Below are 23,498 nucleotides of genomic sequence, written 5' to 3'. Positions count from 1 at the left end.
GAGCCGATGGTATTGCCGTAACAGGTGGGAGAGTAGGTCGGTGCCTTTTTTTACACGGAAGCCCTTGCTGGAAACAGTCAAGGGCTTCTTTCGTTTAAGTACTTCCGTATTTCCATGTACAGGCTATTGCATATCCTCCGCCTATCGGTTATCGCAGCACATGGCGGTCGGTTAGCCCGGTCCATCGGAAGCTGTTCCGCAACCGTCGCTATCCTGCAACTGTCACTGTGCTCAGTGGCATAATGTATCTTCATAGATATATGTCGATCAATTTTAGTCCAAATTAGCAATTGTATTGGTATTGCCTATTTCATAGCCTGAAACTGAAGTAAAGGAGCTCTCTTAAACAATAGATACGCCATCTCCATATTGCTTTTCTATAATTCTTGTATTCGTGTTTTTTGTATATTGCTGTAAATATTACTTACTGGCCATATGAGAAATTGTTTGATCATCGTCTGCCTTCTCTTGTTTAATTTGAGATTAGGTATTTGCCAAGACAGACAGGATTACATTTTTGTTTCCTATGAAAACTATCTTCCAATCCCCAAGATAGGTATTGTTGATTTTTATAGGCAGTTAAATGAAAAATGGAAAGATAGTTGGGGTAATCTCGATTATGAAGCGCATGTCGGGTTCGAGGTTAATAAGGATAGCACTGTCAAAGTTGTTTCCAGCAATATTGGGTATGTGGATAAAACTGAGGAAATGAATCATAAATTTTCTTCCATATCAAAGTGGATACCGGCAAATAAAGATGGTAGATCTGCCAATATAGCTCGCGAATATATTATTCATCTCGGGGAGAGATCTTATATAGGGGAATTTGGAACATATACACATAGTAAGGATACAATGGTAGTGATCGATCCAGGTCATATCCAATTTATTGGTGGTAAATGGTTGAATGCACTGTATTATCGAACACTTGATTATTTTTATAGAAATGGCAGGCTAAAGAAAATTGAGATATTGATCTCAAGAAATAAAGATAGTATAAGAAGATATTTGTCATTTAAGGAATTTGAACAATTTTTCGTTTTCTATTACGGTTTACCTACTTATTACGACAATTCTCCCAATTTAGCCATAAAAGGAAGTTACTTCGATTTGGAGAAAACAGTTAAGGATAGTTCGTATAAATTATCTTGGGAGGATTTTCGTGATGGCCGTATCAGTTTAACATTTGATCCTGAGAAAGTAATGGTCACATATGATTTTTATTGAGTAACTTTGCAGCGCAATGGGTACATTATTGGACAACGGAATTAAACCGTATAATCATTACGGGGCTTATTTAAAGCAAAAGTATAACGGACAGAAAGTGTTTAAAGTGATAGTGGATGGTAATTTTACTTGTCCCAATCGTGATGGTAGTAAGGGCTATGGTGGTTGTACTTACTGTAATGTAGATTCTTTTACACCGGATACTGCCCGGAAAATTCCTTCGATACGGGAGCAGGTAGAATCGGGTATTGAAAGAGCACGCAATAGCTATGGCGCCGAGAAGTTTATTATTTATTTCCAACCAAATACAAATACATATGCGCCGACTCATCTACTGAAAATGATGTATGATGAAGCCTTAAGTATTGATCCTGAAAATACTTTGGGGCTTTCTGTTGGTACACGTCCTGATTGTTTGGATTTTGAAAAGATTGCATTGTTGGAGTCTTATACAGATCGTTACGATGTGGATTTGGAAATGGGTATGGAGTCGATCTACAACGATACATTGGAGCAGATCAATAGAGGCTGTTCTCACGACGAATTTGTTCAGGCCATGGATATGCTGAAAGATACTCCTTTGGAGCTTTGTGTACATACAATCTTTGGCTTCCCATGGGAATCTGAAGAAATGATGTTGAAATATGCAGATGAAATCAACCGCTTTCCACAGATTAAATTTGTGAAGCTGCATCATCTACATATTGTAGAGGGATCTATTATGGGGGTTAAATTCAAACGTGAACCATTTGAACTTTTTTCGATGGAAGGTTACACCGAGTTCTTAGCGAAGTTTATTCCTCGATTGCGTCCTGATCTGATCATTCAACGTATTTTCGGGATTGCAGATAAAGAATTGTTAATTGCCCCGAATTGGGGCTTACCGAAATCAGGTATTCAAACATACATCGATAAGGGATTGGAAGCACGTCAGGTCGTACAGGGAAGTCTTTTTTAGTCGGCCCTAATAAATTCTATTCTTTTGATAGATCATTGTATGCTATCGTGTTTAATGAATATATTCCACGCTATAAAAACAGCAAAGGCTTCTCTAAAGAAGCCTTTGCTGTTTACCTACAAAAAATAGGGTACGATCACCATCTTTTATTTAGCCCTCAACAATCGTTTTTAGATCGGCTGGAGAGTAATTGATAGATTTTAACGTTTTATTGTCGGCTGTTCTGAATACCAGAAATTTGCCATCAACTTCTTTATAATAGGATTCTACACCTTTTAATTTATAGTGCTCCTGTGTAGCGATGGCTTCTGCTTCGTCTTTACATGCCTTGCTCATATTGGAACGTTGAACTTCATCAAAAAGAGCTGAGAATTTATCTTTTAAACCAAATTCTAATACCGCTCCAGCAAGTACATATTGAATGTCACATAGTGCGTCTGCAATCTCTACCAAATCCTTATCCTGGATGGCTTCTTCTAATTCTTTTAATTCCTCAGCGATCAACGATACCCGTAAGGCACATCTTTGTTCAGATGGAATCGTAGGGCTGTCTAGGATTGGATGTTGGAATGTTTTATGGAATTCCGCAACGGATGAAAGTGTTTTCGGATCAGTCATATTCTTTGTTTTTTTATTTGAAAGAGCAAATATAAAAAATAAAGGACGGTTAACTGAATGACCGTCCTTTATTTTTATTTATCTTCTTAAGCGATTAAATCAGGTGCTTTAATTGCACGATTTCACGCTCCTCTAAATATCTCCAGCGGCCACGTGGAAGATCTTTTTTCGTTAAGTTTGCATAAACCACACGGTCCAATTTAACGACTTCATATCCTAATGACTCAAAAATACGACGTACGATACGATTTTTTCCTGAGTGGATTTGGATGCCAACTTCACGTTTTGATCCACCTTGGACATAGCTCAAGTCATCGGGTTTGATTACACCATCTTCTAATTCGATACCAAAGCTGATTTTGTTAAAATCACCTTGTGTAAGGCTTTTGTTTAACTCGACATTATAGATTTTGCTGATGCTGTTACGCGGGTGTGAAAGTTTTTCAGCAAGACTACCATCATTTGTCATTAAAAGAAGTCCCGTCGTGTTTCTGTCAAGACGACCAACAGGATAGATTCTTTCTTTTGTCGCTTTAGAAACAAGTTCCATTACGGTATGACGCTCCTGAGGATCATCTGTAGTCGTGATATAATCTTTTGGTTTGTTCAACAGAACATAAACATTTTTTTCACGTTTTAAACGTTCGTTGTTGTAACGGATTTCATCTGTTGCAGGATCTACCTTGGTACCCAATTCAGTAACAGGTTCTCCATTTACCCAAATAACACCAGCAATGATAAGCTCATCAGCTTTACGTCTTGAACAAATACCAGCATTGGCGATGTAACGGTTTAAACGAACTAAGCCATCATCCTCTGCATCCTCTGCTTTTTTCTTTGGACGTTTAATATATTGTTTATCACCAAAGTTTTTGTTGTCATCAAAATTTCTACTTCTTTCGCCATCAAACTTTCTGTTAGAAGGTCTTGAAGAGTCATTTCTGTCTGAACGTTTGAAATTATCTCTTTTATCAAAAGAACGCTCTGAACGATCAAAAGATCTTGGGCTGTCATTTCTGTCTGAACGTTTGAAGTTATCTTTTTTATCGAAAGAACGCTCTGAACGGTCAAAAGATCTTGGAGTGTCATTTCTGTCTGAACGTTTGAAACTATCTCTTTTGTCAAAAGAACGTTCTGATCTATCAAAAGATCTTGAGGAATCATTTCTGTCTGTACGTTTGAAACTATCTCTTTTATCAAAAGAACGCTCTGAACGGTCAAAAGATCTTGAGGAATCATTTCTATCGGAACGTTTGAAACTATCTCTTTTATCAAAAGAACGTTCTGAACGGTCAAAAGATCTTGAAGAGTCATTTCTATCGGAACGTTTGAAGTTATCTTTTTTGTCAAAAGAACGTTCTGATCTATCAAATTTATTGAAGGAATCTTTTTTGTCAAAAGATCTTGAAGAATCTTTTTTATCAAATGAGCGGCCTCCTCTACCAAAGGATTTTTCTGAATTATCTTTTGAACGGAAGGAATTGTTCTCTCCTCGGAAAGGAGGTTTGTCTGAGAATTTTTTAGATCCGAATGATCTGTTCTCACGATTATCATCTTTTCTGAAAGAACCTCTTTCAGATTGGTCATTCGACCCATATGATTTTTTTCCGAAACTATTGTTCTTATCGCCTCTAGATTTGAAGCTATCTGAGTTGCCTCGTGACTTTCTGGAGTTGTCATCACGACTGTTCCTTTTATTGCTGAATGGCATTGTGTTTTGCTAAAATGTGAACCACAAAGTTAGGTATAATTTTGGGTTTTGCGAAAAAATCCTTATCTTTTTGTCTTTTCTTGAATTTGCTGCGTTTTTACGCTAAAAAAGCCACTTTAAGTTGTCTGTAATGTAACTATTTGTTTTTTAAATAAATAGTGTTTACCTTTGTACCCTTGAATTTGAACCAAGCTATTTTTTGATCGATTGGAGTCGTGGATAGGATAGCATTAAGGGAGTGAATGATAAGAAAGAAAGTTTTATGTAGTAGTTTGATTTTGTTTGCTTTATTGCTGTCAAAATTATACTCAACCCCACACAACAACGCTTCAAACGGCGATAAGATCGTTGAACCGAAGCTCGTAGTAGTTCCCGCTCATCATGGGGACGAAGAAGAAAAAAAAGAAAAAAGCAATTCGTTTGAATCTTATATGAATTCATTGACATTTGCTGAAGATTCATTACCGATGGATCGTCCGCTTGTGGAAAGTAAATTGCGCAAATTTTTCAATCGATTCTCGTTTAAAAAAACAGGATCATACGATATGCACAAAAAGGCAGAGACCTATTTGCCTATGATCGCAAAGATCCTTAAATCACATGGTATTCCGGAGGATTTTAAGTATATCCCCTTAGTGGAAAGTGGGCTTAGTAAAGCTGTTGTTTCATCTAAGGGAGCTGGTGGTTATTGGCAGTTTATGCCAGCAACAGCGCGATTGTATGGATTGAAAGTCAATGGTACAGTAGATGATCGGAAAGATCTTGTCAAATCTACACATGCTGCTGCCAGATACCTGAAATACTTGTATGCCCAATTTGGAAACTGGACCTTGGTAGCTGCAGCATATAATGTCGGTGATGGTAGTTTAAGAGGTTCTATAAGAAGACAAAAAAAGGACGACTATTTTGCATTGAAATTGAATAATGAAACGGGTTCGTATGTGTACAAACTGGTTTCTATGAAGGAAATTATCGAACATCCGCAAAAGCATGGTTATTCGCGTTATGCAAACAAAGAAAGTGAGACTTTGGATAAGGAACCCAATATGCTATAAAATTGCGTCAAGTACAATAACGATTAAAGTACCATAAAAAAGGCTTTCCAATACTGGAAAGCCTTTTTTATGGTACTGCGTTTAATCAGTGTTATAGCGTCGATATATTTTTATCTTAAATCGACGATTTCAAAACCTTTGTAATCATTTTTGTTGAATGCGAATAGATTAGCTGAAAAGCCCTTATTGCCCTCTTGTGAAGCTAATGTATAGGTATAGCGATTACCACTTTTATCAAAAACGGTCGTATCATAGATCAGGTTGCTTGCCTTATTGATACGCAGCTTTATCTTTGAATAGTTTTTTTTGCTATTGAGCGGACTTAATTCAACGACACTTAGCGTAAGTCCCTTTACCTTTTCAGTATTGGTCAAGGTATATTTAAAACCGCTGGTGTAGAAGCTGAATATGTTTGTTGGATTGATCTCGTTGGTCGAATTGCTTGCTTCTGAGATTTCCACTTCCTTTTCGGCTTTCATGATATTCCACTGTGTCTTGGAATCCGATATCAATACTTGATTTTTGGTACTGACCTGGTACTTGTTGTTACTCTTGTCTAGGTATATTGTTCCAGCGTCAGTATGTGAGCCACCATTCGCTTGTTTAATATCTAATGAGAAGTTGGCCTGTATTGTTTTGTATGCATTGTACTTTTGGCTTACTTTCGTCAGTAATGCTTTAGCAGCGGCATCATTTTGTGCATAACTGTTTTGGCTGTATGCAATAATTAGCAAACCTACCATAAACCACAATTGTTTTTTCATCTTAGTTGTCCTTTCTTAACGTCTCCAAAAATTGTTCTAATGAATACTCATCTGGATAAAGTACCTCGCGGGCCTTACTTCCTTCAAATGGACCTACAATTCCAGCAGCTTCCAATTGATCGATGATTCGTCCTGCTCTGTTATAACCCAATTTTAATTTACGTTGGATTAATGAAGTTGAGCCTTGCTGATGCATGACAATCAATCGGGCAGCTTCTTCGAACAACTGATCGCGGTCTTTGGGATCAAAATCCACACTGCCAGAACCATCTCCGTTTTCGTCTACGTATTCCGGAAGCATAAATGCCGAAGGGTAGCCTCGTTGTGCACCGATGTAGTCGGAAATTTGTTCAACCTCTGGCGTATCAACAAAAGCACACTGAATGCGTATCAAATCACTTCCAGTCGCTAGAAGCATGTCACCTCGACCGATCAACTGATCTGCACCGCCTGTATCTAGAATAGTCCGTGAATCGACTTTCGATAATACACGGAATGCAAGACGTGCAGGGAAGTTGGCCTTGATTGTACCGGTAATGATATTGACAGAAGGACGTTGGGTTGCAATAACCAAGTGAATCCCTACCGCACGGGCCAATTGTGCCAATCGTGCAATCGGTGTTTCGACCTCTTTTCCTGCTGTCATCATCAAGTCGGCAAACTCATCAACAATAAGAACGATATATGGTAAGAATCGATGACCCTCCTCAGGGTTTAATCTGCGATTGATAAATTTTGCATTATATTCCTTTAAATTCCGTACCTGTGCATTTTTTAACAAATCATAACGTTGATCCATTTCTATACACAGAGAATTTAAGGTGTTGATTACCTTCTTCGTATCAGTGATAATTGCATCTCCATCGTCAGGCAATTTTGCAAGGAAGTGGCGCTCTACTTTTTTGAATAGAGAAAGTTCCACTTTTTTAGGGTCAACAAGGACAAATTTTAGTTCGGCCGGATGCTTTTTATACAGTAAAGAGGTCAGAATGGCGTTTATACCTACTGATTTACCTTGTCCGGTCGCTCCCGCAACTAGAAGGTGAGGCATTTTAGCTAAATCGGCAATATAGACTTCATTGGAAATCGTTTTACCTAAAGCAATTGGGAGATCCATGTCTGTTTTCTGAAACTTCTCCGTAGCAAGTACCGATCGCATGGATACCATTTCCGGACTGGAATTTGGTACCTCAATACCGATTGTTCCCTTTCCAGGCATAGGTGCAATAATCCGTATACCCAATGCCGCAAGACTTAAGGCAATGTCATCTTCCAGATTTTTGATTTTTGAAATCCGTACACCTGGTTTTGGTATAATTTCATACAAAGTTACCGTTGGACCTATAGTTGCTTTGATACTTTCGATCTCGATACTGTAGTTTCTCAGTGTATCAACAATCCTGTTTTTGTTAGCTTCGAGTTCCTGTTGATTGATGGTAATTTTACCACCACCATAGTCCTTCAATAAATCCAATGCCGGATGTTGGTAGCCAGAAAGATCCAATTTTGGATCATATTGTCCGAATTGGGCCACAAGGTCACTGGCAGTAATCTCTTTTTCCTCTTTGATATCCTCAACCACCAGACCTGGTACTGCATCGGGTTCGATGGCAGCTTCTGGCTCTTGTTGAGGTTCTGCTTCAATTTTCGGTGCTTGATATTCCCGGATTAGCGGTAAGTCTTCCGCTTCAAATTCTTCATTCGGCTGATCAATTGTAAAACTAATTGAAGGTGTATTCTCTGTTCGTTCCAGTGGACTGTCGTCGAACGAGAGCACCACTTTGTCTTTCGGATCAATTTGTACTTCAGGTATGGCGTGATGTGTAAAGGCAGGGCGCTGAAGTTCTTCCTGTATATCTTTTTCACGAGCAGATTGAAATCGCTCATTGATTGATGTTGGCCGTTGAATAGATTCCCGTACAGATTGGATGGAATCATCTTCAATATGAATTTTGTTTCTTAGATTGTGCGGGGCGTATTCATCTTCATCCTCTTCGTCCATATCTTCGGAGAATGACTTGGATTTCCTGTTACTGAATAGGACAAATTTAAAATCGAGGTTGTAAAGTAAGATTAATGTCGTCAGGTAGGCAAAAGCCAATATACAGCCAACGCCGACAATACCAACTTGTGCTTCCAGTAATTTATTGGTCCAAAAACCAAATTTCCCCTCGAGCATATGCGGTGTATCTGCCATAAATCCATGTAGGAAGCCTAATGTTACCGAGATAAAAACGATTGCAACAAAAGAATAGACCACAGTACGGTACAATGGAAGTAATGATTTCTTGAACAACAGGCGATATCCTAAAATGAATAATACCGGGATAAAGAGAAAAGATGCGACGCCAAACCATTCGTACATGAATTGGTTGGCAAGCAATGCGCCAAATTTCCCTAGTTTATTATCGACAACCGGTAGATCAACAGCTTCATCATGAATTTCTTCTGTAGATCTGAATAATGTCGACCATCCGCCATTGGTTTTTGCGATATAACTTTGATCGTCTTCCCAAGTGAATAAGTAGGAGACGAAAGCTGTAGCAAATGCCAATGAAAGTAAGATCAATAAAATCCCTAATATCTTGACAGCCTTTTGCTGTGCATCAGAATAATCTCTTGGTACACTATTTTTTTGACTTTTTTCTTTTTTAAATGTTGTTGATTCCTTTTGAGGGGCACGTTTGCCGGAAACTGAATTTCCTGTCTGCCTAAATGTATTTCCTTTGTTTGACATTGAAAAGCTCACAATTATACTGCTTACAAACTTAGTTATTTTGATAGTATTTTAAAGATGCTGATGGCCTATTATTTTAAGTTTGTCGTTTTTTATAAATGAATAAATTTAGATGTAGCTAAAAAGCTAGATAGCTATAATGACTAGCAAATACTATGCCCTGCAAATAGGTTTGATCAAAGAATGTGCATATCTATACAGATTGCTGTTTTGGTGTATTCTTTGGAGTTGCTGTAAAATATGTAGTTTTACGAATAAAAATAAGAGATAGGATGAACAAGTTTGAAATACGAAAAGCGACATTGGCTGATAAAGGACGGATTTGGGAAATTATACAACAAGCAATTGCCCTCAGGAAAGAACAAGGCAGCCGACAATGGCAAGATGGTTATCCGAATGAAGATGTGGTGCAGTCGGATATTGATAAGGGCTACGGGCATGTCGTTGAAGTGGAGCATAGGATTGTAGGTTATGTAGCTGTTATTTTTGATGTCGAACCTGCTTATAATGATATTGACGGAAAATGGTTAAGTGATGGACCTTATGTCGGTATACACCGATTGGCCTCGGCGCAGGATCCGCATATGAAAGGTGTGGGAACGGGAATCATGTCTGGGGTGGAGAAGATCGCGGTTGATCATGGGGTTTATAGTATCAAGGTGGATACTAATTTTGACAATGGAGGAATGTTGCATGTGTTCGAAAAGCTGGGGTATCAATATTGTGGGGAGGTACATTTTAGAGGAGCGTCGCGTAAGGCATTTGAAAAACTATTAAAATAACCGGACCGATTTTTTAGCGGAAGAAGAATGGCTTTGGATTGCATAAGAAAGTCCCTTTTGATTTGTTCAAAAGGGACTTTCTTATACTTATGGATTATTAAATCAGGATATTGCTGATCACTAATCTGCGATAATCAGGTAATAATTCTTTTTACCGCGTTGTGCAACAATATATTTATTGTTTACAAGGTGGTTTTCCGTAACTGACTCTTCTATATCAGTTGCTTTTTCTCGGTTGATAGAAACTCCGCCGCCCTGAAGCATTTTGCGGGCTTCACCTTTGGAAGGGAATACTTGTGTCTGAACAGCCAGTAAATCAAGAATATTGATGCCTGCTGCAAGGTCTGCTTTAGCGACCTGAAATTGAGGAATGCCTTCAAATACCTCTAAAACAGCCTCGTGATCTAAGTTGTTCAAAAATTCTAAAGAACCATTACCAAAAAGAAATTCAGAAGTTTTGATCGCAGTTTCGTATGCTTCTTCGGAGTGGGTACGAATGGTGATATCTTTTGCCAGTGCTTTTTGAACTAAACGTAAGTGTGGCGCTGCATCATGTTCTGCAATAATAGACGCTATTTCGTCCTGAGGTTTGAGTGTGAAAATTTTGATCCAGTTTTTAGCATCATCATCTGACGTATTCAACCAAAATTGGTAATATTTATACGGAGAGGTTTTCTTTGGATCTAACCATACGGCACCAGATTCGGTTTTTCCAAATTTCTGACCATCGGCTTTTTTGATTAATTGTGTGGTGATTGCATAAGCTGTTCCCTGATCTTGGCGACGAATCATTTCACTTCCTGTTACAATGTTACCCCATTGGTCGGACCCACCCATTTGAACTTTACAGTTATGATGCTTCCAAAGGTAGTAGAAGTCATATCCTTGAATCAATTGATAGGTAAACTCTGTAAATGAAAGACCATTGTCGCCTTCCAGACGTTTTTTTACCGAATCTTTAGACATCATATAGTTAACGGTAATCATTTTACCGATATCACGAATAAAATCCAAAAATTTAAAATCTTTGAACCAGTCGTAATTATTAACCATTTGGGCGTCATTTTCACCTTCTCCAAATTCAAGGAATTTGCCTAACTGTTTTTTCAGACAAGCTACATTATGCTGTAAGGTAGCTTCGTCCAACAAGTTACGCTCTGCAGATTTGAAAGAAGGGTCTCCGATCATTCCTGTTGCTCCTCCAACCAGGGCAACAGGTTTGTGGCCTGCATTTTGGAAGTGGATCAAAGTCATGATCTGCGTCAAGTGTCCTACGTGTAGAGAGTCGCCTGTGGGATCAAAGCCGATATAACCAGCGACTTTTTCTTTATTCAGTAAGTCTTCAGTGCCTGGCATAATATCTTGCAACATGCCTCTCCAACGTAATTCTTCTACAAAGCTCATTGTTAAATGGATTTAATTTTTTAATTTACAAGATGCAAAGATAGGAGATTAAGCGTATATTGAGCGAATAATTCCATATAAAAGCACACGCTAATAAGCTGGTATGAATTTTTTGTCACATTTCTATTTTGAGCGGTTTGCAACCAATGCCGAACGTATTGTAGGTGGATTGTTACCCGATCTATTAAAAAATGCTGATAAATCCTTTATGCTAAAACCACGTCAGTATGAAGATGAGCTTTTGGACAATCCTTTACTGGAACAATTGTATATAGGTTGGAACCGTCATATCGAGGTTGATCGCCTGTTTCACAATTCACCTTATTTTTTTCATCATACACATCAACTGAAACTAAAAATCCAGTCTAGTTTAGCGGGGCTGCCTATCCGGCCGTCCTTTATGGCGCATATCGCGTTGGAGCTATTGCTGGATCATATCCTAACACAAAATAAAGCGGTCTCCATCGATAAATTCTACGCTGCGCTAATGCATGTCAATGAAGACGCTGTTCGGAAGTTTTTGAAAATTAATCAACTGAATGATATTCCTAAATTTGAAAAGTTCTATCATCAGTTTATTGAGTGGAAGTATATTTATGACTATGCAGAGGTAGAAAAAATTGCAGGTGCACTTTTCAATATTTGTAAACGATTGTGGCAATTTGAAGTTTCAGTGGAGCAAAGACAGCTTCTGAAAGAACAGTTGATTTCCTATTTACATACGCAGATGACCGATTATCAGGAAATTTACCAGTATATTCAATATGAGCTGGTGGACTTTAATTAGTCTATCGGAAAATACCAATAGTATAAGACCTTGAAAATATTTATTTTCGCATAATTTTAAGTATCAAAAACTAAATTTACATGTCACATAGACTTTTTCGGAAGAAAAGTGTTGATCAGATTCTGCATGACACTCAAAAAGAGGGGGGGACAGGCCTTGCAAAGGTATTGGGGGTAACAGATCTGGTTTCGTTGGGTATCGCCGCTATTGTAGGGGCTGGAATCTTTAGCACAATTGGGTTAGCGAGTTATGAAGGTGGGCCAGCAGTATCACTGCTCTTCGTTTTTACAGCTTTTGCCTGTGTTTTTACGGCATTGGCCTATGCGCAATTTGCCAGTACAGTTCCTGTTTCAGGATCAGCGTATACGTATGCTTATGTAGCTTTTGGTGAGTTGTTTGCATGGATTATAGGTTGGGCATTGGTCTTAGAATATGCTGTTTCCAATACGGTTATTGCCATTTCCTGGTCGCAATATTTTGTCTCCATGCTGGAGGGCTTTGGTCTTCACATACCGGCTTGGTTATCCATGGCACCAGGCTATGCTTATGATGCTGTAGACAAGATGAACCAACATGGCGCGGCGGCTCTGACCGCAATCGACCAACATGGTCTGGATGCTTTTAATAGTGCGCCACGAATTGGGGGACTGCCTATTATTTTCGATTTACCAGCAGGTGTCATTACATTTTTGGTCACTTGGTTGGTTTATATCGGAATCAAAGAGTCCCAGAAAGCCAGTATGGTCATGGTGATGATTAAGGTAGCTATTATCCTGGCTGTCATTTTTGGGGGTATATTTTTTATTAAACCAGAAAATTGGACACCTTTTGCACCGAATGGTCTCAAAGGCGTACTCGGAAGTGTGGCCGCGGTTTTCTTTGCCTTTATCGGATTCGATTCGATCTCCACAACTGCCGAAGAGTGTAAAAACCCACAGCGCGATTTGCCTAAGGCAATGATCTATTGTCTATTGATTTGTACTGTATTATATGTTGCCATTACCCTGGTTTTGACGGGGATGGTTAACTATACCGAATTAAATGTGAAGGATCCACTTGCTTTCGTGTTTAAATATGTCGGCTTTGACCATATGGCCGGAATTATATCGGTGACCTCTGTGATTGCCATTACCAGTGCCTTGCTGGTGTATCAATTGGCTCAACCAAGAATTTGGATGACTATGAGTCGGGACGGTTTGTTGTGGAAGAAATTCGCGACGATCCACCCAAAATATAAAACACCTTCTTTTGCCACTATTGTAACAGGTTTGGTGGTTGCTATCCCTTCGTTATTTTTTAAAATGGACTTCTTTGTGGATCTAACGAGCGTGGGTACTTTTTTTGCCTTTATCCTTGTTTGTGCAGGTGTATTGTATATGGATTATTCGGGCTTATCTGCAAAATCCAAATTTAAAGTCCCTTACATCAATGGTAAATATTTAGTTGGTGCAGGGCTATTGATCGCTATTGTGCTTATTTTTAGCTATGCGCAAGAGACGATTCAGGAGTGGAAATCGCTCTCCATCCTTGAAATTATAGAACATAAAATGTTGGTCATTATATTTTGGTTAACCTGGCTTGGCCTGAGTATTTATAGCTTTAAAATGAACTTTTCGCTATTGCCTGTCGTTGGTATCCTGATCAATCTGTATTTGATGACGGAATTGGGGGCAAGTAACTGGATAATATTTGTGATCTGGCTCGTAATTGGATTGGCTGTATATTTTATGTATGGCTATAAACATTCAAAGTTAAATAAACAGGCGCAAGTATAGTATACGAGAAGCGTCGTACATAATGGATCAAAGAAAAGGAGCTATCTGATAAAAGATAACTCCTTTTCTTTGAATATCATGGATGTATTAGAATCTCCACAAAAGGATTCGGCTTACCTTATTGCCTTGTTCCATGCGGATCACCTCGGTCTCTTTTACATTTATTTTCTTTAGTTTGTGTTGTAGAAAGCGAATGTCTTCGCGGTGAGCAACTAATGTTGTGAACCATTTTACTTGATCTTTGTGAAATTGACTTTCAAAGATCATGCGTGACAAGAAAGCTTTTTCACCACCATCACACCACAACTCGCTTCCTTGTCCAGAAAATGCTTGTGTGACAGGTTTTTCGTCTATTTTAGCTTCTTTAATGCCTGTAGTCTTACGGATGGACTGCTGTAAAGCCTCGGTTTGAGAGCTAAAAAATGGGGGATTACAGATCACCACATCATATTTCTCACCTGGAAGGATAATATCTTTGAATATGGCTTTCGGGTTATTTTGTAGACGGATTTGTATGCTCTTTTTTAAGCTCATATTTGTCCGCGTTATCTCGATTGCATTTTTGTATGCGCTCTTGATAATTTCAGATCCTACAAAGCTCCATCCATACTCCTGATGCCCGATGATGGGGTAGATACAATTTGCACCAACACCAATATCGAGTATATGGATATTTCCACCTTTTGGAATCTCACCATTATTATCCCTTGCAAGCACATCTGCGATATAATGAATATAATCTGCTCGGCCCGGAATAGGGGGGCAAAGATTCTCTTTGGGAATATCCCAGTGTTGAATGTGGTAATATTTTTTTAGAAGCGCCTTGTTTAACGTTTTAACAGCATCGGGATTGTTAAAATCGATGGATTTTACGTTATAAGCATTTTCTATAACAAAATCTTTGAGCGAAGGTTCGACTTTGCTCAATTCTTCAAAATTATAGTTATCGAGATGTCTATTTCTAGGGTGTAATTTCTTTTTTGGATTAGCGTCTGCCATGATGTATTATTTGCAACAAAAGTAATGCAATTCTATTGAATAAAAAAGGTGATGCTTGGGCATCACCTTGAGGAGTATTAATCTTTCCGTATGAGATGGACCTCTGAAGTCTGTGGAAAATTGAGTGGAACCCGCTCAATTGTAACGAAGCTGGAATCTAAACCGAAACCTTTTTCTTCGGACAAGCTCATTTTTTTGAGGTAACCATAGATGTCCATAATTACCTTTTCTATCCATGTCATCTGGTTGGTTTTGGATAGTACTTTTTCCAAAACAACAAACTTAAAGTCACCTGGAATATTGTGTTTACGTAAGGTGTCGTATTGACTGGTAATATCAATTTCACCTTTTTTTACCATTTCCTCAACTACTTTTCTGAACAGCAGGCTGATGCGCTGTTCTTCTCTAAAGCCAAGCTTAAAATCAACCCGTATTAACTTACCCGGGATAAGCTGATCGATCGAATACTCTTTTGTATGTGGATGATCCATAACATCAACGTGGACGAGCCAATATACATCCGCACGCTTTGGTTTTTTATTAATAATTGAATAAATAATTTTAGCTTCTATCTCGGATTTGAAATTTGCACTTGTCAGATATACCAAATGTGATGCATATGGGGGAACCGATTTGTCCTCACTTAATTCGGAGATAATTGGGTAGTATTTGTTGATGTTAATGAAGTTAACAAAACGATTTTTAATTTTTCGCGCCGTATACCAGCAATACATTGTTCCAAATAACGCCGTTGCAAGTAAAAGGGTTAACCAACCACCATGGGCTATTTTGACACCATTTCCTATTAAGAAAGTTAATTCAATAACAAAATAAGCAACTAAAAATATAGCAATAAGCACGCGATTGACCTTTTTCATGGCGAGGAAGTATCCCATTAAGATTGTGGTCATCAATACCGTTAAATTGATCGCAAGCCCATAGGCTGCATCCATTCGGCTTGATTCTTCAAAAACCCAGATGACGATCATACAGCCGACCCATAAAATTAAATTGATGGATGGTACATACAATTGTCCTTTATGTTCGCTGGGGTAGCGGATAGCGACTTTAGGCCATATATTCAAACGTACTGCTTCCGAAATTAGAGTATAAGAGCCAGATATCATGGCTTGGCTGGCGATGACCGCTGCAATCGTTGCGATAGCGATACCATAACCGATAAACCAATCGGGCATGATTGAATAGAACGGATTTTCACCCCCTAGAACACGTCCTTCCTGTGTTAATAACCAGGCTCCTTGTCCGAAATAATTTAGTATAAGTGTGATTTTTACGTAGATCCAGCTGATACGGATATTGTTTTTGCCACAGTGTCCCATATCCGAATACAATGCTTCGGCGCCTGTAGTACATAAAAATACTGCACCGATCAATAATAGTGAATGGGGGTAAGTAATTAAAATATGGAAGGCATAATAAGGGTTGATTGCTTTCATCACTTCTGGTGCGAGGTGAAGATGAGATAAACCAATTACACCAATGATTGTAAACCAAATGGTCATCAATGGACCAAAAACCTTTCCTACTACAGATGTTCCAAATCGTTGAATGATAAACAATAAGGAGATAATCGTAACTACAATAGGTACTGTAGGTAATCCTGGGAATTTGAGATCCAAACCTTCAATAGCCGAGGATATTGTGATGGCAGGGGTGATCATTCCGTCCGCTAATAATGTCGCCGCACCGATCATCGCCGGAAAAATTAACCAAGGGGCACGCTTGCGTACCAATGAATAAAGGGATAGGATACCACCTTCACCTTTATTGTCCGCCCGGAGTGTGATCCAAACATACTTTACTGTTGTCTGGAGGGTCAGTGTCCAAAAAACACAGGATAGTCCGCCCAAGACTAAGTCTTTTTGAATGGCTCCTTGTCCCATGATTGCTTTGAAAACATACAATGGAGAAGTTCCGATATCTCCAAAAACGATTCCTAAACTGATCAATAATCCGGCGAAACTCACCTTATTGATACTGTTTTGATGACTGTTGTCTGCCATTTATCAATTATTTTATTTCAAAATATACTGCAAAAATATACTTTTTGCCTGTACTTTAAGTAGGTACATTTCCTGCGCCAAATTTTAGCATTTACTTTGACATGCGCAAGAGCTGTTAAAATTTGTTAAAAGAAACTTAGAATGAATCTATTTGCTGAAAAACTTTTAAACAAAATACTAACTTTGTTGTTGATAATTCAAATAGTTAGCGTTATATTTGATTAAACCGTAACCAGTATTTGAAGTCTAATTTAACACTATGGGGAGAAATCTACTTAAAGCAGCTTGTTTAACACTTTTATCCGCACTGACATTGTGCAGCGGGATGACTCGGGTGTATGCAAAGTCTCCTTATGACCATACTATTTCGCAACATATTTGGGACGGTACTGAGGCATTCGGGGAAGACAACAACATCAAGGACACAGAGAAACTTATCAATAATGTGAAGGTTTTCTATAATCCGATTGCGGAGCAAATAAATCTTTCTTTTAAATTGGCAAAATCGTCAAGTGTCTCTATTAAAGTAATGGATGCATTGGGCAATGAGATTCTCCAATTAATGAATGGCAACCTAGATTCAGGAATTCAAAATCTTTCCTTTGAGCATGGCGGAAAATTAACGACAGGGTTTTACTTTGTACGGGTAGTCGCTGGTTCAGAAACTGTGGTGAAAAGATTTTCTGTTCGATAAGGAGGTCTGTTCGATAAGAAGGTAACATATAATGTAAGTTCATTCGTTCGTATACATAAAACAGCAAAGGGAATCATTTGATTCCCTTTGCTGTTTTATGTAAAGCTTTATTTGTTAATTCTAGTCTTGTTGTATTTCTTCGATCCACAGTCCATCATCTTGAATGATCTTGATCAATTCGTCTAAGGCATGTGCGGAACTTACATTTTTCTTAACGATCTGCTGACCTCTATATAGCGTCACCTTATCAGGTCCCGCCCCAACATAACCATAGTCAGCGTCCGCCATTTCTCCAGGGCCATTAACGATACAGCCCATGATACCAATTTTTAAGCCTTTTAAGTGATTGGTGCGGCTTCGGATCATCTGCGTCGTTTCTTGGAGATCAAATAAAGTTCTGCCACAACTTGGGCAGGAAATATATTCTGTCTTGGATATTCTGGATCGTGTTGCTTGTAGAATTCCGAAAGAGAGCGAAGCGATGTTTTCCAATGCTGTTGCCGGAGAGTCAATCCAAATTCCTGAACCCAAACCATCGATTAATAATGCTCCTAGATCAGTAGATGCGTACAGCTGTATTTTTGAAATAGGTTCTTCGGGATTCATAAAATCACCAATGGGTCCTGAGAAATCTTCTTTCAAATAAGAACGTTTGATAATGACAGGATTATCGATACCGATTTCCTGTAGGTTTCGAAAGAACTGTCTTTGATCTGCCATACCGTGCAAATAATCGGTTTCTACTATAAATACGACAGTTTTGTCGAGCTGTAAAGATTCAAACAGTGGGGTTAACAAATCTGAATTACAGATTTTGACCATATTCAGGACTTTATCCTTGTTGTCCGACTTTACGAATTCGTCTAAGGTAAAGAGGGGATGAATATTAGTTTGATCGGTAAGTTTTGACCAGGTGTTATAATTATAAACTTGCTTCAGATTTGCCGGCATCGTAAAGGATGGCAAATTGTCTGCGAGATAGACAAAGTCTACAGACTGCTCACCCATGTGGTATTTATCTAATAGGATATCATAACGATAGCCAACTTTAGAAAGGATCTGAGTGTCTTTCAGATTTTCTTTAGAAATGTCGACCACAATCCGTGGTACCAAAGAGCCTCCGATAAAGGTATTTACTTCCTGGCTGGTATAAGGAACATTTGGTGTCTCTGGAGAGAGCTGAACAATCTCTTGTTTGGGTTGACTCTCGAGGTTTGCCTTTCTTTTACTGTATCTATTGACAAGTGCTATGGCGACTGGAGCTTCCCGCTCAGGCTCTTCGGTTAACGATACACGTACAGTATCACCCAGTCCATCTTCCAAAAGTGTTCCGATACCAACGGCAGATTTTACACGACCATCTTCACCGTCTCCAGCTTCGGTTACACCGAGATGTAGGGGGTAGTTCATGTTTTCGGAAACCATTTTTTCGACCAGCAATCGGTAGGCTTTAACCATGACCTGTGGGTTGGATGATTTCATTGAGATACAGAGATTGTAGAAACTCAGATCTTCACACATCCGGATAAACTCCATGGCAGATTCGACCATCCCTTCGGGGGTGTCGCCGTAATGACTCATGATCCTGTCCGACAGTGAGCCGTGGTTGGTACCAATACGCATGGCGGTACCATTTTCTTTGCAGATATTTACGAGCGGAGTGAATTTTTGATAGATGCGTTCTAACTCACGCTTGTATTCAGCATCGGTATAAGATAGCTGATCAAACTTTTTCTTGTCTGCATAGTTACCAGGATTGACTCTTACTTTCTCGACGATACGAGCGGCAACCTCGGCAGCATTTGGTGTAAAGTGAATATCAGCAACTAAAGGGACCTTATAGCCTCTTCTGCGAAGTTCATTTTTTATGTTAGCTAAATTTTGTGCTTCTTTAATACTAGGAGCGGTAATACGAACGTATTCGCAGCCCGCCTCAACCATTCGAATGGTCTGCTCAACCGAGCCCATCGTATCCATTGTATCCACTGTCGTCATACTTTGAATACGAATGGGATTATCGCCACCCATGGGAATATCACCGATCTGAATTTCCCTCGTTTTCCATCTCGAATAATCTACCTTGGAATTGCAATAGATTCCAGGTAATGTCAACATATTACTTGTGTCCATATCTAACACAAAGTTAGCTTTTCTTGACTAAAAATTTGCTGTCAATTAATATCTTCTAATTTTTATTGACGCGATGCCACCGTTGATGTCGAAATCGAATTTTTGAGCGGCCGAATCGTAATTTGTCGATTTTACCTCGCCTTCACTTTTTAGGAAATCGCCTTCATAATCTGTTGAGGATAATGCATTGTCGCTTGTAATGCGGCAGGCAGCATTTTTTGGGATGGCGATCTCAATAGAGGAGGCTCCAGCATCCATCGAAATTTTAGTTGTTGCTAGGGGTTGTCCTAATTTTAACTTCAAGCTAGTAGCTCCAGCATCGATATCCAATGATTCTATCTTGTAGGGTGAAAGATCCAACTTGGCATCAATTGCACCTACATCAAAATTCAGATTCCATAGGATGTTAGGGTTTAAAGCGATAAACGTATTGTTGTTTTTGCTGTTAAAATCCTTGTTTTTGAATTTTCCCTTTAGGTTGATATCTAATTTGTCTGCGGACTCTCCATGTACAGTTATGCCAAGTAAATATTCTTTTGATGTGTTAAATGCCGAGAAGATTTCTGTCGTAGTGCTACTATCATTTCTTAATGAAGTGGCTCCCAAATCGAGGTTTAAGGTAGCGCTATGGATTTTATCGTCCAACGGTACATTGAGTTTTTCTGTTGTATAATTTGTTTTGTCGTTAGGGTCGTCGATATTGATGTTGACACCTTTATTTTTCAATAATTGTGTTAAAATCGGCTCTTTTGGTGTCGACAGCCCTATGTAAGTCAAGAAACCTAAAATCACTACGGTAGAACCAATGGCGACAAACTGTCCAATCTGTTGGTCTTTGGGTACCAGCATACGAATTCCAGCAAGGACAATAAACAGCGGCCAGTATCTAAAAATACCTACCCAGTTGAAAGAAATCGTGTTGAGCTGTGATAATAATAAGACAACTCCTATAAAGAGAATGGTGATACCAGTTGTTATTCTTCGTGTATTCATAACTAATTCCGTTTGTTAATATGTCTCAAAAGTAAGTCGCTTTGAGAGATACCGTATGAATGTTTAGGCTATTATACATAAAAAATCGGTAAATGTGACTAATTGATCGGTAAGTAATTTCGTTTTTCATATACTTTTTGGGTTTTTGCTTGTTTATATATTTGCTGGAATTAATTACCTTTAATGGATTGCTTGGTTTAGTATAGCCGTAAAATTGGCGTAATACATTGAAATTAAATAGATAATATGATCTTTCATCACATTGGCGCATATCTCATACTCCTGAAATCAGTTTTTAAAAGACCGGAGAAAGGTCGGATTTATTGGAAGGAAACCGTATTGGCAATGACCGATATTGGTATAGGATCTTTGGGGCTTATCGTCATTATTTCTACCTTCATTGGAGCTGTTATGACCATGCAAATTGCCTTTCAGATGGTTTCCGATTTGATCCCAAATTCTATTATAGGTTCGATCAACCGGGATTCAAATATTTTGGAATTGGGACCAACGATCTCGGGGTTAGTCCTAATGGGAAAAATTGGGTCGTCTATATCTTCACAGATCGGATCCATGCGCGTTACAGAGCAAATTGATGCTTTGGAAATTATGGGGATCAATGCCCCTGGTTATTTGATATTACCCAAAATATTGGCGGGTATTACCATGATTCCGATGTTGGTTATTATTTCCATCGTATGCGCCTTAGTGGGCGGTCTGTTGGGCGGGTCACTTTCGGGGGCTGTGACACAGGCGGATTATATTTTAGGAATTCAGGATGGCTTCAACGGTTTCACGGTGACAGTTGCCCTTGTTAAAGCTGTTGTATTTGGTTTTATTATTACCTCGATATCTGCTTATAAAGGGTATAATGTAAAGGGAGGAGCCTTGGAAGTTGGGCAAGCTAGCACAGAAGCAGTTGTAGTTGGCTGTATAACTATTCTTGCTGCGGATTATGTGATAACCGCATTAATGCTTTAAAAAGATTTTATGATTCAAATCGAAGATATTAACAAGTCATTTGGAGACAATCACGTTCTGAAGGGTATCAGTGCAAATTTCGAACCTGGAAGAGTGAGTTTGATTATCGGGGGGTCGGGTTCCGGAAAGAGTACTTTATTGAAATGTATTGTGGGCCTGCATCAACCGGAAAAAGGAAAGGTGATTTTTGATGGCAAGGATTTTACTCGGATGAATTTTGAAGAGCGCGTTCCTATTCGAAAAGAAATAGGCATGCTTTTTCAAAATTCAGCGCTGTTTGATTCGATGACGGTAGAACAAAATATCATGTTTTCGCTGGACATGTTTACGGATATGTCTAAAGCGGAGAAATTAGATCGGGCAAATCATTGTCTGGAACAGGTTAATCTAGAGGGAAGAAATAAATTGTTTCCTGCGGAACTATCGGGGGGGATGAAAAAGCGGGTTGGAATTGCACGCGCAATCAGTATGAACCCCAAATACCTTTTTTGTGATGAACCCAATTCGGGATTAGATCCGGAGACTTCGATTGTTATTGACGAATTGGTGCTAAAAATTACGCAAGAATTGAAATGTACGACAGTCGTTGTTACACATGATATGAATTCTGTGATGGGAATCGGTGAGTATATTTTGTTTCTCTATAAGGGACAAAAATTCTGGGAAGGTTCCAATAAGGATATGATGCGATCGGATGTGGAAGAATTGAACAACTTTGTTTTTGCAAGTCCATTAATGAAAAGTGCTAAGGCTTCAATGGGGCAATAACATGTGAGAAGAGGGCTTTATTGCGCTTAATTTTAGGTGTTTGATCTGCGTTAGCATCGTGCAGATTTCTTTTATATTGAAATTTAGCTTAGTTTTGTCGGAAAATTTTGATTTTGGCAGCAACAAATATACAACTATTGACCCCGCAGCATTGGAAGGACTATGAACTCATTGACTGTGGTGATTTTGAGAAACTGGAACGTTTTGGTGATTTAATTTTAATCAGACCAGAACCTCAGGCTGTATGGCCTAAGGCATTAAGTGATGCGGAGTGGAACAAGCGTTACCATATCAAATTCAAAGGTCGTTCGGCTACTTCTGGAGAATGGTTGAAGAAAAATCCGAAGGTCCAGGACCGTTGGCACATCGAATATAAAAATAACGACGTGGCCATCAAATTTAGATTGGGCTTGACATCTTTTAAACACGTCGGGATATTTCCGGAGCAGGCTGTAAATTGGGATTATATTTCGGAATCTGTTCGTTCATTTAAGACGGAGAAACCGAAGGTTCTAAATCTTTTTGCATACACTGGTGGAGCATCTTTAATAGCAAAGGCTGCCGGCGCGGATACAACGCACGTAGATTCGATTAAACAGGTTGTTACCTGGGCTAATGAAAATATGGAAATATCCAATTTGGATAACATTCGTTGGGTGGTTGAAGATGCTTTGAAGTTTGTAAAGCGTGAGCTGAAAAGAGGTAATACGTATAATGGGATTATTTTGGACCCACCGGCATACGGACATGGGCCGAAGGGAGAGAAATGGAAATTGGAAGATCACATTATGGAAATGATGACTGAGGTCGTTCAACTATTGGATCCTAAAGAACATTTCTTGATTTTAAATACGTATTCATTAGGCTTTTCTTCTGTTATTGTTGAAAATTTAATTAAGACGGCTTTTCCAAAAGTGGAAAACTTAGAAATAGGCGAGTTGTTTTTACAAGCAACTGCAGGACCAAAACTTCCACTTGGCGTATTTGGTAAATTCCGCAAAATAGCGAATTAAGACTTGTCAAAAGATTCCGGACAATAACACGGGGCGCTTGTTAAAGCGCCCCGTGTTTGTTTAAAGTTATATTAGGGG

At 38.9% G+C, this 23,498-nt stretch carries 19 protein-coding genes; 10 read left to right on the top strand and 9 right to left on the bottom strand.

Annotated features, from left to right (window positions below):
- Positions 1-435 precede the first annotated feature (435 nt).
- The gene (locus ACHWSC_RS16900; RefSeq protein ID WP_394677520.1) at positions 436-1,227 is read left to right on the top strand and encodes a hypothetical protein; all 792 of its coding nucleotides are present in this window, start codon (positions 436-438) and stop codon (positions 1,225-1,227) included.
- Positions 1,228-1,243: 16 nt separating this feature from the next.
- A complete protein-coding gene (locus ACHWSC_RS16895) occupies positions 1,244-2,185 on the top strand; it encodes a TIGR01212 family radical SAM protein (RefSeq protein ID WP_120333202.1) in 942 nt (313 codons plus the stop codon).
- 150 nt (positions 2,186-2,335) lie between these two features.
- Here the strand turns inward: ACHWSC_RS16895 and ACHWSC_RS16890 are convergent, their stop codons facing one another.
- A complete protein-coding gene (locus tag ACHWSC_RS16890; protein ID WP_120333203.1) occupies positions 2,336-2,803 on the bottom strand; it encodes a nucleoside triphosphate pyrophosphohydrolase family protein in 468 nt (155 codons plus the stop codon).
- Positions 2,804-2,897: 94 nt separating this feature from the next.
- Positions 2,898-4,514, bottom strand: coding sequence for a pseudouridine synthase (locus ACHWSC_RS16885; protein ID WP_394677519.1), 1,617 nt, complete (start codon positions 4,512-4,514; stop codon positions 2,898-2,900).
- A 242-nt stretch (positions 4,515-4,756) separates the two neighbouring features.
- Between ACHWSC_RS16885 and ACHWSC_RS16880 the strand changes: the two genes are divergently transcribed.
- On the top strand, positions 4,757-5,569 hold the full coding sequence (locus ACHWSC_RS16880; RefSeq protein ID WP_075994195.1) for a lytic transglycosylase domain-containing protein: 813 nt from the start codon (positions 4,757-4,759) through the stop codon (positions 5,567-5,569).
- A 110-nt stretch (positions 5,570-5,679) separates the two neighbouring features.
- Here the strand turns inward: ACHWSC_RS16880 and ACHWSC_RS16875 are convergent, their stop codons facing one another.
- Positions 5,680-6,333 (bottom strand): outer membrane lipoprotein carrier protein LolA, encoded by a 654-nt coding sequence (locus ACHWSC_RS16875; RefSeq protein ID WP_394677518.1) that lies wholly within the window; start codon positions 6,331-6,333, stop codon positions 5,680-5,682.
- 1 nt (position 6,334) lies between these two features.
- Positions 6,335-9,070: a DNA translocase FtsK 4TM domain-containing protein gene (locus tag ACHWSC_RS16870; protein ID WP_394677517.1), complete on the bottom strand. Its 2,736-nt coding sequence runs from the start codon at positions 9,068-9,070 to the stop codon at positions 6,335-6,337.
- Positions 9,071-9,342: 272 nt separating this feature from the next.
- Here ACHWSC_RS16870 and ACHWSC_RS16865 point away from each other — a divergent pair, with 272 nt between their 5' ends.
- Positions 9,343-9,852 carry a GNAT family N-acetyltransferase gene (locus ACHWSC_RS16865; RefSeq protein ID WP_286736750.1) on the top strand — a complete coding sequence of 170 codons (510 nt, stop codon included), beginning with the start codon at positions 9,343-9,345 and terminating at the stop codon, positions 9,850-9,852.
- Positions 9,853-9,972: 120 nt separating this feature from the next.
- Here ACHWSC_RS16865 and tyrS read toward each other — a convergent pair whose 3' ends face one another.
- The gene (gene tyrS / locus ACHWSC_RS16860; RefSeq protein WP_145327938.1) at positions 9,973-11,256 is read right to left on the bottom strand and encodes a tyrosine--tRNA ligase; all 1,284 of its coding nucleotides are present in this window, start codon (positions 11,254-11,256) and stop codon (positions 9,973-9,975) included.
- Between the two features lie 103 nt (positions 11,257-11,359).
- On the opposite strand from tyrS, the gene ACHWSC_RS16855 reads away from it, so the two are divergent.
- Together ACHWSC_RS16855 and ACHWSC_RS16850 are read left to right on the top strand one after the other, a co-directional pair.
- Positions 11,360-12,043, top strand: a complete 684-nt coding sequence (locus ACHWSC_RS16855) for a hypothetical protein (protein WP_394677516.1) — start codon at positions 11,360-11,362, stop codon at positions 12,041-12,043.
- 80 nt (positions 12,044-12,123) lie between these two features.
- On the top strand, positions 12,124-13,818 hold the full coding sequence (locus ACHWSC_RS16850; RefSeq protein ID WP_120333210.1) for an amino acid permease: 1,695 nt from the start codon (positions 12,124-12,126) through the stop codon (positions 13,816-13,818).
- An 87-nt stretch (positions 13,819-13,905) separates the two neighbouring features.
- Here the strand turns inward: ACHWSC_RS16850 and rlmF are convergent, their stop codons facing one another.
- Positions 13,906-14,817 carry a 23S rRNA (adenine(1618)-N(6))-methyltransferase RlmF gene (gene rlmF, locus ACHWSC_RS16845; protein ID WP_075994188.1) on the bottom strand — a complete coding sequence of 304 codons (912 nt, stop codon included), beginning with the start codon at positions 14,815-14,817 and terminating at the stop codon, positions 13,906-13,908.
- Positions 14,818-14,894: 77 nt separating this feature from the next.
- Entirely contained in the window at positions 14,895-16,841 is a 1,947-nt protein-coding gene (locus tag ACHWSC_RS16840; RefSeq protein WP_394677515.1) for a KUP/HAK/KT family potassium transporter, read from the bottom strand.
- A gap of 259 nt (positions 16,842-17,100) precedes the next feature.
- Between ACHWSC_RS16840 and ACHWSC_RS16835 the strand changes: the two genes are divergently transcribed.
- On the top strand, positions 17,101-17,535 hold the full coding sequence (locus ACHWSC_RS16835) for a T9SS type A sorting domain-containing protein (RefSeq protein ID WP_083663760.1): 435 nt from the start codon (positions 17,101-17,103) through the stop codon (positions 17,533-17,535).
- A gap of 120 nt (positions 17,536-17,655) precedes the next feature.
- Here ACHWSC_RS16835 and ispG read toward each other — a convergent pair whose 3' ends face one another.
- Both ispG and ACHWSC_RS16825 read right to left on the bottom strand, forming a co-directional pair.
- A complete protein-coding gene (gene ispG, locus ACHWSC_RS16830; protein ID WP_394677514.1) occupies positions 17,656-19,665 on the bottom strand; it encodes a (E)-4-hydroxy-3-methylbut-2-enyl-diphosphate synthase in 2,010 nt (669 codons plus the stop codon).
- A 45-nt stretch (positions 19,666-19,710) separates the two neighbouring features.
- Positions 19,711-20,658, bottom strand: coding sequence for a LiaI-LiaF-like domain-containing protein (locus tag ACHWSC_RS16825; protein ID WP_394677513.1), 948 nt, complete (start codon positions 20,656-20,658; stop codon positions 19,711-19,713).
- Positions 20,659-20,904: 246 nt separating this feature from the next.
- Between ACHWSC_RS16825 and ACHWSC_RS16820 the strand changes: the two genes are divergently transcribed.
- The 3 genes from ACHWSC_RS16820 to ACHWSC_RS16810 all read left to right on the top strand — a co-directional run bounded on the left by ACHWSC_RS16820 (position 20,905) and on the right by ACHWSC_RS16810 (position 23,420).
- The gene (locus tag ACHWSC_RS16820) at positions 20,905-21,639 is read left to right on the top strand and encodes an ABC transporter permease (RefSeq protein WP_046671950.1); all 735 of its coding nucleotides are present in this window, start codon (positions 20,905-20,907) and stop codon (positions 21,637-21,639) included.
- Between the two features lie 9 nt (positions 21,640-21,648).
- Positions 21,649-22,407 carry an ABC transporter ATP-binding protein gene (locus tag ACHWSC_RS16815; RefSeq protein ID WP_088162946.1) on the top strand — a complete coding sequence of 253 codons (759 nt, stop codon included), beginning with the start codon at positions 21,649-21,651 and terminating at the stop codon, positions 22,405-22,407.
- 107 nt (positions 22,408-22,514) lie between these two features.
- Positions 22,515-23,420: a class I SAM-dependent methyltransferase gene (locus tag ACHWSC_RS16810; RefSeq protein WP_394677512.1), complete on the top strand. Its 906-nt coding sequence runs from the start codon at positions 22,515-22,517 to the stop codon at positions 23,418-23,420.
- The last annotated feature ends 78 nt before the right edge of the window (positions 23,421-23,498 follow it).

This window comes from uncultured Sphingobacterium sp., from assembly GCF_964277905.1.
Lineage (GTDB): Bacteria > Bacteroidota > Bacteroidia > Sphingobacteriales > Sphingobacteriaceae > Sphingobacterium > Sphingobacterium siyangense.
Note: the sequence above shows the minus strand (reverse complement) of the source record. Positions and strands in the feature narration are given on the sequence as shown.

Bases quoted from the DNA above. Each gene is read 5' to 3' on its own strand.
- ACHWSC_RS16900 (WP_394677520.1), top strand. From the start codon at position 436: ATGAGAAATTGTTTGATCATCGTCTGCCTTCTCTTGTTTAATTTGAGA.
- ACHWSC_RS16895 (WP_120333202.1), top strand. From the start codon at position 1,244: ATGGGTACATTATTGGACAACGGAATTAAACCGTATAATCATTACGGG.
- ACHWSC_RS16890 (WP_120333203.1), bottom strand. From the start codon at position 2,803: ATGACTGATCCGAAAACACTTTCATCCGTTGCGGAATTCCATAAAACA.
- ACHWSC_RS16885 (WP_394677519.1), bottom strand. From the start codon at position 4,514: ATGCCATTCAGCAATAAAAGGAACAGTCGTGATGACAACTCCAGAAAG.
- ACHWSC_RS16880 (WP_075994195.1), top strand. From the start codon at position 4,757: ATGATAAGAAAGAAAGTTTTATGTAGTAGTTTGATTTTGTTTGCTTTA.
- ACHWSC_RS16875 (WP_394677518.1), bottom strand. From the start codon at position 6,333: ATGAAAAAACAATTGTGGTTTATGGTAGGTTTGCTAATTATTGCATAC.
- ACHWSC_RS16870 (WP_394677517.1), bottom strand. From the start codon at position 9,070: ATGTCAAACAAAGGAAATACATTTAGGCAGACAGGAAATTCAGTTTCC.
- ACHWSC_RS16865 (WP_286736750.1), top strand. From the start codon at position 9,343: ATGAACAAGTTTGAAATACGAAAAGCGACATTGGCTGATAAAGGACGG.
- tyrS (WP_145327938.1), bottom strand. From the start codon at position 11,256: ATGAGCTTTGTAGAAGAATTACGTTGGAGAGGCATGTTGCAAGATATT.
- ACHWSC_RS16855 (WP_394677516.1), top strand. From the start codon at position 11,360: ATGAATTTTTTGTCACATTTCTATTTTGAGCGGTTTGCAACCAATGCC.
- ACHWSC_RS16850 (WP_120333210.1), top strand. From the start codon at position 12,124: ATGTCACATAGACTTTTTCGGAAGAAAAGTGTTGATCAGATTCTGCAT.
- rlmF (WP_075994188.1), bottom strand. From the start codon at position 14,817: ATGGCAGACGCTAATCCAAAAAAGAAATTACACCCTAGAAATAGACAT.
- ACHWSC_RS16840 (WP_394677515.1), bottom strand. From the start codon at position 16,841: ATGGCAGACAACAGTCATCAAAACAGTATCAATAAGGTGAGTTTCGCC.
- ACHWSC_RS16835 (WP_083663760.1), top strand. From the start codon at position 17,101: ATGGGGAGAAATCTACTTAAAGCAGCTTGTTTAACACTTTTATCCGCA.
- ispG (WP_394677514.1), bottom strand. From the start codon at position 19,665: ATGGACACAAGTAATATGTTGACATTACCTGGAATCTATTGCAATTCC.
- ACHWSC_RS16825 (WP_394677513.1), bottom strand. From the start codon at position 20,658: ATGAATACACGAAGAATAACAACTGGTATCACCATTCTCTTTATAGGA.
- ACHWSC_RS16820 (WP_046671950.1), top strand. From the start codon at position 20,905: ATGATCTTTCATCACATTGGCGCATATCTCATACTCCTGAAATCAGTT.
- ACHWSC_RS16815 (WP_088162946.1), top strand. From the start codon at position 21,649: ATGATTCAAATCGAAGATATTAACAAGTCATTTGGAGACAATCACGTT.